This window comes from Bacteroides sp. D55t1_190419_B8 (genome assembly GCF_015558905.1).
Classification (GTDB): domain Bacteria; phylum Bacteroidota; class Bacteroidia; order Bacteroidales; family Bacteroidaceae; genus Bacteroides; species Bacteroides vicugnae.
The window spans coordinates 302,437-315,903 of record NZ_JADMOU010000002.1 but is presented as its reverse complement, the minus strand read 5'-3'; the positions used below and the strand labels follow the sequence as shown (position 1 = coordinate 315,903).

The window sequence follows — 13,467 nt, the reverse complement described above, 5'->3', positions numbered from 1 at the left end:
CGATACTTACCGGTCTGTCGGCAGACTATGCCTGTAATAGCAACATCCGCCGACTGACAACTACTCTGCAAGCCAATGGCTACAGTACGGGACTTGCCGGAAGAAGTAGTAGTACTAATAGATTCTTATTTCATCAATAAATAGAAAAGGGGGTTCGTTTTCACCGGAATGTCCTTTAGGCAAGCTTTTAAAAGGCTCCGCCACAATCTTTACATAACGCGCAGACGTTGCATCAAAAGAAAGCCGGTTCAGATCACTCTGTTTTTCTCCCATAGCGTCTGTCGGCGCATTGTATATTTGGCGGGATACTGCTGCATACTTCTCTCCATCCGTAGATACGAATACGGAAATAGACTGTGGCCCCATAATCCAGGCACTTAAATCAGTCAAGGCAGAGACTTCCACCGAAGAAATAGATTGCAAAGACTCCAAATCTATCACTACACTCAGATCAGAGGAGTGGTTCCCTACCCACAAACCTGTATTATGAAAGTTTATGCTTCGGATTCCATCTACCAGTACTCTCCCATTTTCCCCCTGATAACGTTCGGAAGGGGCATTTAATAACCGGACAGGTCTGAATGTGGCTTTATTCACAAAGATTTCCTGACGCAATTCATCACTGGAAAGTCCGTCAGATAAATAGGAAACAGCCCTCAAGACACAACTCTTATCTATCCGGAAGGCAGATTTATATAAGGAAGAAGTAGATTTAATTGGTTGACTGCCATCCAACGTGTAGTAAATTTCCGTATTGGGCAAACTTTCCAACGAAATCTGCAAGTTCCTTTCTTCAGGAACGGACTGATAGGCTGCGGAAATAGTAAAGAAGTGATTCGCATGTCCATATCCCAACCGGTTATAACAATTCAGAAGACCGGGCAAACGGTGCAAGAAATGATCGTAAGTGCCACGCCTCCCTTCACACCATGCAGCTTCTGCAAAAGCAGCCAGACGCGGAAGGAGCATATAATCCAATAATGAGTCATTGTCGATAAATGAAGTCCACAAACATGCTTCCGCCCCTAGCACTCTTTCCTTTTCGGTCGTTGAAAGTTGCAGGGAGAAAAAAGGAGTCTCAAATACTTTCTTCATCTCCACCAGTCCGCCGGTTGCACGAGGTTCCTGTTCCGAGTTTATTGTCTGATAATGATTCAAATACAAATGAGAATCCGCAGATACAATCACAGAGTGACCTTTGCGGAGCGCAGCCGTGGCACGTCCTAGCCCACGCCAGGACATAATAGTAACCTCCCTGCTCAAACTATCGGAAAGCACTTCATCCCAGCCAATCATCCGCTTTCCCAATCCATGCAGATAACCAGCTATTTCTTCATTAAAAGCACTTTGCAAAAACTCCTCTGCCGTATGCCGACCAGCATCTTTCAAACCATGTTTCGTGATTGCCTTCTGGCAAGCATCACATTGCTGCCAACGGTCTTTAGGCACTTCGTCCCCTCCGATATGAATAAACACCCCCGGAAATAACCCGGCAACTTCTTTCAAAACGTCCTTTACAAAAGGCAGGGTAAAATCATTTCCCAGGCACATCACATCTTTATGAACTCCACCAACTTCCGTAGCCACTTCATAATTCTTCTCCATACAACCTAATTCCGGATATGCCGCCAAAGCAGCCTGTGTATGACCGGGCATATCTATTTCCGGAATAATCGTTATAAATCTTTCGGCTGCATAAGCCACTACTTCTTTTATATCTTCATGGGTATAATAACCACCATATTTGTCCGCCCCTCTCCATGCACCGACTTTAGTCAGATTCGGGTATTTTTCTATTTCTATCCTCCATCCCTGGTCGTCCGTCAGATGCCAGTGAAAATGATTCAAACGATGAAAAGCCAATAAGTCGATATAACGTTTCACCTGCGCAACGGAAAAGAAATGACGGCTCACATCAAGCATGGCCCCTCTATATGACATGGAAGGATAATCTTCCAACGCCACAGGAGGAAAACTTAACTCCTTCCCCGATACGATTACTTCTCCTATTCTTTTTTCCTGTTCCGCCGGTCTTTCCCACCCAAGAAGTAATAACTGCCGCAACATCTGAACAGCATAAAACGCTCCCGCCAAGTCTGCCGCCTCGATAATCATATAATCTTCCGTAACTTCTAACTTAAACCCTTCTTTCGGCAGTTGGAAATTCCTTTCAAAAATAATTTCATTACTACGCTGCAGCTTTGAGAACTTTCCAATAGTCAACGGATATCCGGTACTTTCCGAGAGATAAGCAGCCAGTAAATCCGCAACAGATTTCCATTCAGGATAGTTCCCCGAATAAATCACCTTCGTCTGCTCATTCACGACGAATGGTCTCCCATCTTTTTCTACTATCGACACTGGTTCGGGAATCAAGTTCCGATAAGAAACCGATGCCACAGAATCCACCGTAAACAAAGAGAAGCCTACAAAAATGAATAGAAATAATGATATAGGTGGAAATAATGCACTCCGGCAGATATTGACTTTAACCATATATATTCTGAATCTATTAGGTTATCTTATCTACTTGGCAGCCTTATCCGACTTACCGGCTTCCCTTCGTGCTTTTCCCTGACGCCCGGTCAGATCATCTCCCAGTTCATCACGCCACACATCGGCCTCTCTCATCAAATCTTTCACAATTTCCGGGTACTGCGTAATCACATTCACACGTTCACCCATATCCCGTCTCAAATCATAAAGTTCGCACTCCTTCACTTCACCCTTTCCCAACGCTCCGGGAAGTCCGTCATTACCAGGCACCTGGCTGTCATAAGACACATATTTGTGAGGAAAAACCAGCTTATAACTTCCATCAGTAATAGCCTCCAGCGAATTCTTATGATAATAAAAACAAAGATATTTGCGGGCAGCAATCGTAGGATCAACCGTCAATGCTGGCAACATACTAATTCCATCTATTTTTTGCTTCGGTTTTTCAGCTCCCGCTATCTCAACCAAAGTAGGCAGAATATCGATATTGGAATATAAACTGTTGCACACTGTAGCCGGTTGAATCTTCCCTTTCCAATAGAAGAAACAAGGAACACGGGTACCTCCATTAAATGTATTCGCCTTTGCTTCCCGAAGTCCGCCGGACGACCCTGCATGATTGCCATAATTCGCCCACGGCCCATTATCCGAAGTGAGAATCACTATCGTATTGTCCTCTATCCCCTCCTCACGAATGGTTCGGAGAATCTCCCCCACACTCCAATCTATCTCCATCATCACATCACCATACAACCCCTGCTTGCTTTTTCCTTTAAACTTATCAGATACAGCCAAAGGTACATGAGGCATCGAATGGGCCAGATACAAAAAGAACGGCTTACTCCTTGCATTGCGATGAATAAAGTCGACTGCATAATTGGTATAGTCGGTAGTCAGCCTTGTTTGATCCGTATTATAACCGATAATATCATTCCCCTTAATTAAAGGCAGATCCGGGAACTTGTACTGGGGATGATGAGGCCACATATCATTCGAATAAGGCAGCCCATAATATTCATCGAAACCATGCTGAAGCGGAAGAAACTTTTTCTCATCTCCCAGATGCCACTTCCCGAAAATAGCCGTTGCATATCCTTTGTCGCGCAATAATTCCGCAACCGTTTCTTCCTCCGCACTGATCCCATAAGGAGAACCGGGATTCAGAGCGTAAGCAAATCCGATACGATTCGGATAGCATCCTGTCATTAACCCCGCCCTCGAAGCACCACTAATAGGCTGAACCGCATAAAAATTGTTCATTGCCATCCCATTGGCAGCCATCCAGTCAATATGTGGAGTCTGATAACCAACTGCTCCACGACAAGAGAAATCTCCGTTTCCAGCATCGTCCAGGTTGATAAGTATGATATTGGCCGGTTTCTGTGCGATAGCTTCGGCAGACAAAACAGCCATGCCCGCCATTCCTATTAATACCTTTTTGTTCTTCATAATATAGTTCATAATTTTAGTTATAAATTCATTCCACTATAATAAAGACAATCGTACAAAGCTTTCTACTAAAACATAAATGAAAGAAAGAATGTCATTTTCCGCAAAAAAAATTATATCTTTGTTCCCCGTAAATAACAATTCACGAATAACTTCATGCCAGGAGATTCATTTTGCATACAATATACCAACTGTACAGGATGTCCCAAAGCTGTTGAGAATATCCTTATATACAGAAACTTACCCAAAGGGGAACATATCCCCAAGGATAAGTGTACGCAGAATTGTATGCTTTTCATGATAAAGGGTGAGTTACTTATCAATAGTGAGGAGTATCCCGGAAATACACTGCGTGAAAGACAGTTTATCCTGCAAGCTATTGGTTCCAAGGTCGAAATACTAGCATTGACAGATGTTGAATACGTTGTCTACTGGTTCAACGAACTGCCTCTGCTCTGCGAAGACCGGTACAAGGAAATGATGGAACACACAGAGGTCCCGGTGACCTACACTCCACTGATTATGAGTGAAAGGTTATACCACCTTGTCACCAGCATGCCCGAATTCCTCAACGAAGAAACTCCTTGCGGCAAGTATATCGACTTAAAATGTAAGGAACTTGTTTTCTTGATCACCAATTTCTATCCTCTGCCCCAGCTAAGTTCATTCTTCTATCCCATCAGCACTTATACGGAAAGTTTCCACTATTTCGTCATGCAGAATTACAGTAATGTAAAGAATGTGGAAGAATTTGCGCATCTGGGAGGATACACGACCACTACCTTCCGCCGCCTTTTCAAAAACTTGTATGGCATGCCCGTATATGAATGGATACTGGAAAAGAAACGGGAAGGAATACTGGAAGACCTGCAACACACCAAAATGCGAATCACTGAAATCTGCAACAAATACGGATTCGACTCCCTGTCTCACTTCGCCCACTTCTGCAAAGACTCTTTTGGCGATACCCCACGCGCTTTACGCAAGAAAGCAGCCAGTGGTGAGAAAATCGGAAAGATACAATAAATAGTCCCATAATACCAATATGCCAATCAGTTGCGCCATGCGTGCATACTGGCTGGCATATTGACACATTAGCACATTGATTCATTATTAAAGAATTATTTCTTTAATTCCTTGCTCAATCAATCTATTTCCCCTATTTTTGCAGTCCGTAAGAGGTGTAAAACGTCGAAATTTTAGTTCTAACAATTAAATAATTTAAATTCAATCATTTATGTGGTTAAGTAATTCATCTGTAGGAAGGAAAGTGGTGATGAGCGTTACCGGTATCGCCCTTGTCCTGTTTCTAACATTTCACATGGCGATGAACTTGGTTGCGATCATCTCGGCTGATGGTTACAACATGATTTGTGAGTTCCTGGGAGCAAACTGGTATGCATTAGTGGCTACCGCAGGACTGGCTGCTCTTTTCGTAATTCACATTATCTACGCATTCTGGCTGACAATGCAGAATCGCAAAGCGCGTGGTAGCGAACGCTATGCAGTGACAGACAAACCGAAAACTGTAGAATGGGCATCTCAAAACATGTTGGTGCTGGGTCTTATCGTTATCGTAGGTCTTGGTTTGCACCTCTTCAACTTCTGGGCAAAAATGCAGTTGCCGGAACTGATGCACAACATGGGCATGCATGCTGACACACTGACACTGGCTTATGCTGCTAACGGTGCTTATCACATCCAGCAGACTTTCTCTTGCCCGGTTTACGTAGTTCTTTACCTCGTTTGGCTGTTTGCTTTGTGGTTCCACCTGACTCATGGTTTCTGGAGTTCAATGCAATCACTGGGATGGAACAACAAAGTATGGATCAATCGTTGGAAATGCATTTCTAACATCTATTCTACGATTGTTGTACTCGGTTTCGCACTGGTAGTAGTGGTATTCTTTGTGAAAACACTGATTTGTGGCGGTGCTTGCTAAATAGTAAATTGTAAATGATTAAATTGTAAATAATATTATGATCAAGATAGATTCAAAAATTCCAGAAGGCCCGGTGGCTGAGAAATGGACCAACTATAAAGCTCACCAGAAATTGGTGAACCCCGCTAATAAACGCCGTTTGGACATCATCGTTGTGGGTACGGGTCTGGCAGGTGCTTCTGCCGCTGCTTCACTCGGTGAAATGGGTTTCAGAGTATTCAATTTCTGTATTCAGGATTCTCCCCGTCGTGCGCACTCTATCGCTGCACAGGGTGGTATCAATGCTGCAAAGAATTATCAAAATGACGGTGACTCCGTTTACCGTTTGTTCTACGATACTGTAAAAGGTGGTGACTATCGTGCCCGTGAAGCTAACGTATATCGTCTGGCTGAAGTATCTAACGCTATCATCGACCAATGTGTGGCACAAGGTGTTCCTTTCGCTCGCGAATATGGTGGCACACTGGACAACCGCTCTTTCGGTGGTGCACAGGTATCCCGTACTTTCTATGCTAAAGGCCAGACTGGTCAGCAGTTGTTGCTGGGTGCTTACTCTGCATTGAGCCGTCAGGTAAACGTAGGTACTGTAAAACTGTACACTCGTTATGAAATGCAAGACGTGGTGATCGTTGACGGACGTGCCCGCGGTATCATCGCTAAAAACCTTGTAACAGGTGAACTGGAACGCTTTGCCGCTCACGCTGTAGTTATCGCTACCGGTGGTTATGGCAATGCTTACTTCCTGTCTACCAACGCTATGGGATGTAACTGTACAGCTGCTATCTCTTGCTACCGCAAGGGTGCTGTATTCGCTAACCCCGCTTACGTTCAGATTCACCCGACTTGTATCCCGGTACACGGTGACAAGCAGTCTAAACTGACTTTGATGTCTGAATCTCTCCGTAACGACGGTCGTATCTGGGTTCCGAAGAAGAAAGAAGATGCTGTGAAACTTCAGAAAGGCGAAATCAAAGGAAGTGATATTCCTGAAGAAGACCGCGACTATTACTTGGAACGCCGCTATCCGGCATTCGGTAACCTGGTTCCGCGTGACGTTGCCAGCCGTGCTGCCAAAGAACGTTGCGACGCAGGTTTCGGTGTAAACAACACCGGCTTAGCCGTATTCCTCGATTTCTCTGAAGCTATCAACCGTTTGGGTATCGACATTGTTCTCCAACGTTATGGTAACCTCTTCGATATGTATGAAGAAATCACTGACGTTAATCCGGGAGAACTGGCAAAAGAAATCAATGGCGTAAAATATTATAATCCGATGATGATTTATCCGGCTATCCACTATACAATGGGTGGTATCTGGGTAGACTACGAACTGCAAACCACTATCAAGGGGCTGTTCGCTATCGGTGAATGTAACTTCTCCGACCACGGTGCAAACCGCCTCGGTGCTTCTGCATTGATGCAAGGTTTGGCTGACGGTTACTTCGTATTGCCTTATACAATCCAGAATTATCTGGCAGATCAAATCACTGTTCCTCGTTTCTCTACTGATCTTCCTGAGTTTGCAGAAGCAGAAAAGGCAGTTCAAGCTAAGATCGACAAGTTCATGAGCATCCAGGGTAAAGAATCTGTTGATTCTATCCACAAGAAACTGGGTCATGTTATGTGGGAATATGTAGGTATGGGACGTACAGCAGAAGGCTTGAAGAAAGGTATTGCCGAACTGAAAGAAATCCGCAAGGAATTCGAAACGAATCTGTTTATCCCCGGTTCTAAAGAAGGCATGAACGTAGAACTTGACAAAGCAATCCGTCTGTACGACTTCATCACAATGGGTGAGCTTGTTGCTTACGATGCATTGAACCGTAACGAAAGTTGTGGTGGTCACTTCCGTGAAGAATACCAGACTGAAGAAGGAGAAGCTAAACGTGATGACGAAAACTTCTTCTATGTAGCATGCTGGGAATATCAAGGTGACGATGAAAAAGCTCCGGTGTTGTACAAAGAACCGCTGGTATACGAAGCTATCAAGGTTCAAACCCGTAACTACAAGAGCTAATCGGTGAAGTTAAACATTTAAAAGAATTAGAAGAAAATGGATAAAAATATATCATTTACACTGAAGGTATGGCGCCAAGCTGGTCCGAAAGCTAAAGGTGCTTTTGAAACCTACCAAATGAAAGATATCCCCGGCGATACTTCCTTCCTCGAAATGCTGGATATTCTGAACGAACAGCTCATCAGCGAAAGAAAAGAACCGGTAGTATTCGACCACGACTGCCGCGAAGGTATCTGCGGTATGTGTTCTCTTTACATCAACGGACACCCGCACGGTCCTGCAACAGGTGCTACTACTTGTCAGATCTATATGCGTCGTTTCCAGGATGGTGATACGATTACTGTTGAACCTTGGCGTTCGGCCGGTTTCCCTGTAATCAAGGACTTGATGGTAGACCGTACTGCTTATGACAAGATTATGCAGGCTGGTGGTTACGTGAGCGTACGTACAGGTGCTCCGCAGGATGCTAACGCTATCCTGATTCCGAAGCCTATCGCTGACGAAGCTATGGATGCTGCTTCTTGTATCGGTTGTGGTGCTTGTGTAGCTGCATGTAAGAATGGTTCTGCTATGTTATTCGTTTCTGCAAAAGTTAGCCAGTTGAACTTGCTGCCGCAAGGTAAACCGGAAGCTTTGCGTCGTGCAAAAGCTATGTTGTCAAAGATGGACGAACTGGGATTCGGTAACTGTACCAACACTCGTGCTTGTGAGGCTGAATGTCCGAAGAACATCTCTATCAGCAACATCGCCCGCTTGAACCGTGACTTCATCATCGCAAAATTAAAAGACTAGAAATTGCTAGATTTCAAGATAGCGAGAGCTTAATTTGATTAATGACAGAATCCCCTGCCGGCTAGTCCGACAGGGGATTTCTTTATGTATGAATAGATCACGGTTATTCCAAATAATCAATCATCATGAACGGTTTTGTCCACGCAAATTACGTGGAGAAGCACCGAAAGATTTCTTACAGAAATTAGAAAAATGCGGCAAGGACTCAAAACCATATTTATAGCATATCTCGGATATACTATAAGCAGAATTACTCAAATCATCGAGAATGCCCTCTTTACGACGCGCCAGCATCCATTCATAAACTGGTTCATGGAAGACATTGTTGAAAATACGACGAAATGTGCTAAGGGTATATCCACCTAATTGAGCCAGCTCTTCTACTGTCTTTACTTTCTTATAATTTTTAATAACAAAGTAGTGGAAACTGTTTATGTACTTAGAGAGCGGATGCACCAGACTCGAGAGGTCATAATCAGAATAATAATACCCCAACACAAATGCCAGTTCTTTCCGCTTGAGAGACAACAAATCCCGGCAGACTTTATTTCCTTTTAAATAAGTGATGGAACCTTTCAAAAAATATTGTAGTTCAGGAACTATCTTTATTGGAGAATAGATAAGTGGAGGTGATACATCTTTCATTATATGATTGAAACGAGAATCACAAAATAATTCCGGTTGAATAAAACGATAATAAATGCACTCACATTCAAGCATGGCAAGCATCTCAAATGTAGAATCAATAGCTTGAAGTATAAATTCACCTTCTTTGAGCATGGTACCTGCATATTCCTTACTATTAATCAGCATTTCTCCCTTCATCAGAAAAAGGATAAAATTTTCCTCACACCTTTGAGCTGGTTTATGAAAACCACGCTGATAAATCACATGAGTAATAGCATTGCTCACTGCTTTCGGACATATCTGACAATCCCAAGTTCCTTGACAAATAGATGGCATAAGCTGGCTGTGTTTGTATTTCGTTTATGCTGCCAGCAAAAATAGATGAAAGATTTCATATTGCCATAAAAATGGGAAGAAAAATAAAAAAGAAGTTATATGGAAAGAAATAGAAGTACTCAAAAAATGCAAGTTTAGCTCTCAAACAGAAAGCTCCCACTTTTCTTGAAAAACTGAAAAATCAAAAATACTTATATAAAAAAACAGAATCCAGATATAAGCCAAAATATCTGAATTCTGTTTTCTCATTTATGCAAAATCATAGACTGTGTCACATTTTATCATTTAGCAGTCTCCTCTTTTTCGTCTGCTGTAGTATTCCATTCGCTAACCTCTGTATTAAGCCCAACTTTAGCAGCACCGGCAGGTAATGTTAATACATATAGTACATTCTGACCAACTGTCCATTTGGCATCACTAGGAAGAGTTACTTTTTTAGTTCCTGAAAAGACTTCCATCTCACCCTGTTTCGTTGAATATGTTATTGATATAACCTTACCATTTACTTCTTGAGGGAATAGCATCCAAGATGCATTAGTATCAGCCAAAGAATAATAATTCTTATTTTCAACCTTATCTGCTGATTGTTTAACAGTATAACTATATGATGAAGTAGCATCAGCAGCCAAATTCCATTCACCATCACCTGCATTAAAACTATATTTACCTGTTCCACCTTTAATATCAGCTATACTAATACCAGTCACTTTATAAGTAAGCAAAGGGTCTTCAGGAGTAAAAGCAAAATTAATACGGGTCAGAACGTGTTTAAAATCTAGGGTTAATGTACCATTAGCTACTTCACTCAACTCTGAAGTAACATTAGCCGCATGTGCAACAACCAAATCTTTTTGGTTTGCAGGAGTACCATCAACAGTGAAAGATATTGTAGGATAGCCAGTAGATGGAAGAGAGTAAGATGTAGGTTCCGTTGTCGGGTATGCAAAGAATTGTACTTTTTTTCCTGAACTTATTGATGGCCAATAATACGTTCCTTTATCGGTAGTAGTCCAAGGTGCAGCAGCATTATCTTTCGTATATGAGATTCCATCCATGTATGCAGCTCCTAAAGCACCTGTTTCGTTATAGTCATCATCTGTAATATAGGAACTTACAGTGAACCCTAAAAAGTTATTACTATTTGTATCTGTAGCTCTTGTAGCTTTCCTTACTACTGAAGTAAAATCAATCTTTGTTTGTTGATTTGGAGCCTCAAATTCTTCATTCTGTGAGCAACTCGTAATTGCTAAAGCAGCTGTAACTGCCAATAAAATTTTCTTCATAACTGTATTTTTTAAGTTTATAATATTGTTATATTTTGTTTATAGCTTCTATTTTATGTAACAGGTAACTCAACATTATCTTCGGGCCCCCATCCATCAACATTTCCTCCCATGCCTCCACCTCCATCAGGATTTGGCGGTGTTTCCGGTTTTTCTACCTCAATCTTATCATCAGGCGGTAGCTCAATCTCGGGTGGTGGGGTTGGCTTTCCATCTTCCCCCGTTCCAGTATCTTCAAGCGTACCTATTATTTCAGTAACATCAATCACAGTTTCTTGTACTGTATTATCCGTTTTGATAAATCTCAAGATCAACTTTATATCGCCTACACCACGGGAACTTGTGCTCCCAGATTCTGATATTCGTGTTGGTACTGACATTTCCTTTTCAGGTTTGAAAGCTGTGAAATACGCCACTACCTTATTACCATCTTTCTTTACCTCAAAATAAATAGGTTGTGAGGAAGATGCTCCATAACCTTTGCCAATGTGGTAACAATCAGATAGTCCGTTAATACACCCTACGATTGCTGTTACGTACTCCAAACCTTTGACCTCTACCGCAAAAGAATACTTCTTCACTACCGACTCCAGTTTCCAATCCAAAGAAAGTACCTCTTCACTCTTATCTATTTTCAGTTCATCAATATTCAGCACATACAATGAATCCGGTGACCAAACCATCTTTTCCGTTCCTGCAATCCCTAAACCATTGCAGTTTCCTGTATAGGCTTCTATCGTTTCATATGACTCTTCTCCCCGGATACGTATGGACTCCGTATTATAGTTGTAAGCTACAACCGAATATCGTCCCGGAGGAACTTTCATTTCTCCACCTCGTACCGAAAGGTACCTATCTACCTTTTTACCTTCACCATCCTTTGGATAAAATATAACCCGAATACCTTCTGGTAATTTATCTGTTACTCCATCCCAGTTTAATGATATTTCTACCCCACTTACAGGATAATCATCCAATATATCGCGACGGCTACACCCGTTTAGCACCAGTAGCGAGGACAGAAGCACAAGAAGTATGAATCTTGCATTTCGCATAACGCCCTCCTATCTCTTTGTTGTTATCAACCATACCAAAGAAACTTTTGCTTTGGTAGGACCAATAAAGTTATAACGCCCACTATTTGTCCATATAATATCCCCCTCATAAGGAGTATATTTCTTATATTCTGTTGTCAAATATCCTATGCCAAGACTGAATTCAAGGGAAAAGTGCTGTGCTAATTGCTTTGCATATCCATAAGTCACTCCAGCAGCTCCATAATACTTACCCTGATATCCATCTCCACGTAACTGGAAATCGTATATTCCACTTTCAGCATAAAGTCCAATAAAATGTCCGGTCAATCGGTTGCGTTTCTGCCGGTTTCCCAGCCAACAACGTCCTTCCATCCCTCCAGAAAGGAGCTGATAACAGAAATCGTGTTTACTATTCAGCCACCACGGACATTTATATTCAGTATTCAAAGACCACCTCTTACCTATCGGAATTTCTACTTCTATATTCGGCGCCAATGCCAAATCATATAATAGATTGTTCTTTACCGCAAGCACTGTTTTGCTTTTCACCGGCTCTTCTGCCTCCGACACATCGACCTCACAGGTCTGTTTTTCTTCACTTTCTCCCACAGGCTTATCAGGTTGATTCTTCGGAAGCGCCTCTTCCTGATTCGAAACAAACAACCCGGAGACAGAAGATACCGGTTCAAAAGCCTCTCTATCTATTATCGTGGTTTCCCCGACAATCATTATAACAGACCGCCTCAATTCCGGAAATATATTGCGAACCATATATCGGTAGGCGGCTCCCCGATTTAGCTTTCGCAACAGTTGCTTTCTTTTGGTGATATCATCCTTATGATAGTCGATCAACATCAGCACTTCTTCCCGGTCGGGTAAGTTGGTGTCAGATGCCACCAACTTACGAAACTCCAACCAATCCTCTCCCTTTGAACAAAAATGAATCTTATCAACATTATTAACTAATTCATATCGCCGCAGGAATTCCTTTATCGAGTCATTTCTCTTAGTAACCAAACTTTTATTATAAGACTCATCACCATCAGGAGAAACAAAACTCACTACATTTAACGATGTTATATTTTTCGTATCCAAGTTTCCGGACAACAAGGAATCCAATGCAATAATTGCTTGATTATTACCCTTATAACAAGGATCCACATTCGTCTTATTCGCATCGAAATATATCACCACCCGGCGGATTGTATCATTTACAACAGTAAAAAATGGTACCGCAGCATACCCACTTTCTGAAAGGCTTAATAAAACCATAAGAATAGCCAATATATAGATACCATGTTTCATTGTCGTTCGTTTCTGTTGACAAATATAGAAGTTAGAAAACAAATCAAACCATACTTTCAGGAGAAAAGACAAGCTCTGAAAGGTTCTGTGAAACGATTGAAACGATTTTGCAAGTTTGAGAAGTATAAAAGCAGAAAATTATATAAAAAAATGCACAGATTACCGATTAAGAATCGATTCTCT

Annotated in this window: 10 protein-coding genes; 4 read left to right on the top strand and 6 right to left on the bottom strand. The window is 42.0% G+C overall.

What is annotated here, in order from left to right; genetic code table 11:
* Positions 1 to 114 precede the first annotated feature (114 nt).
* Both I2I13_RS03430 and I2I13_RS03425 read right to left on the bottom strand, forming a co-directional pair.
* Positions 115 to 2,496 (bottom strand): family 20 glycosylhydrolase, encoded by a 2,382-nt coding sequence (locus tag I2I13_RS03430; protein ID WP_195648775.1) that lies wholly within the window; start codon positions 2,494 to 2,496, stop codon positions 115 to 117.
* Positions 2,497 to 2,526: 30 nt separating this feature from the next.
* Entirely contained in the window at positions 2,527 to 3,945 is a 1,419-nt protein-coding gene (locus I2I13_RS03425; RefSeq protein ID WP_148366854.1) for a sulfatase, read from the bottom strand.
* 156 nt (positions 3,946 to 4,101) lie between these two features.
* Here I2I13_RS03425 and I2I13_RS03420 point away from each other — a divergent pair, with 156 nt between their 5' ends.
* The 4 genes from I2I13_RS03420 (at position 4,102) to I2I13_RS03405 (ending at position 8,696) form a co-directional block, all read left to right on the top strand.
* Positions 4,102 to 4,971: an AraC family transcriptional regulator gene (locus I2I13_RS03420; protein ID WP_195648774.1), complete on the top strand. Its 870-nt coding sequence runs from the start codon at positions 4,102 to 4,104 to the stop codon at positions 4,969 to 4,971.
* A 211-nt stretch (positions 4,972 to 5,182) separates the two neighbouring features.
* The gene (locus I2I13_RS03415) at positions 5,183 to 5,887 is read left to right on the top strand and encodes a succinate dehydrogenase/fumarate reductase cytochrome b subunit (protein ID WP_148366856.1); all 705 of its coding nucleotides are present in this window, start codon (positions 5,183 to 5,185) and stop codon (positions 5,885 to 5,887) included.
* Positions 5,888 to 5,924: 37 nt separating this feature from the next.
* The gene (locus I2I13_RS03410) at positions 5,925 to 7,904 is read left to right on the top strand and encodes a fumarate reductase/succinate dehydrogenase flavoprotein subunit (protein WP_004324018.1); all 1,980 of its coding nucleotides are present in this window, start codon (positions 5,925 to 5,927) and stop codon (positions 7,902 to 7,904) included.
* A gap of 36 nt (positions 7,905 to 7,940) precedes the next feature.
* Positions 7,941 to 8,696, top strand: a complete 756-nt coding sequence (locus tag I2I13_RS03405) for a succinate dehydrogenase/fumarate reductase iron-sulfur subunit (protein WP_004324019.1) — start codon at positions 7,941 to 7,943, stop codon at positions 8,694 to 8,696.
* Positions 8,697 to 8,819: 123 nt separating this feature from the next.
* Here I2I13_RS03405 and I2I13_RS03400 read toward each other — a convergent pair whose 3' ends face one another.
* The 4 genes from I2I13_RS03400 to I2I13_RS03385 form a co-directional block, all read right to left on the bottom strand.
* A complete protein-coding gene (locus tag I2I13_RS03400) occupies positions 8,820 to 9,659 on the bottom strand; it encodes a helix-turn-helix domain-containing protein (RefSeq protein ID WP_148366857.1) in 840 nt (279 codons plus the stop codon).
* Positions 9,660 to 9,940: 281 nt separating this feature from the next.
* The gene (locus I2I13_RS03395) at positions 9,941 to 10,942 is read right to left on the bottom strand and encodes a fimbrillin family protein (protein ID WP_195648773.1); all 1,002 of its coding nucleotides are present in this window, start codon (positions 10,940 to 10,942) and stop codon (positions 9,941 to 9,943) included.
* 53 nt (positions 10,943 to 10,995) lie between these two features.
* Entirely contained in the window at positions 10,996 to 11,997 is a 1,002-nt protein-coding gene (locus I2I13_RS03390) for a DUF5119 domain-containing protein (protein WP_195648772.1), read from the bottom strand.
* A gap of 9 nt (positions 11,998 to 12,006) precedes the next feature.
* Positions 12,007 to 13,284, bottom strand: coding sequence for a DUF3575 domain-containing protein (locus I2I13_RS03385; protein WP_195648771.1), 1,278 nt, complete (start codon positions 13,282 to 13,284; stop codon positions 12,007 to 12,009).
* Positions 13,285 to 13,467: the final 183 nt, after the last annotated feature.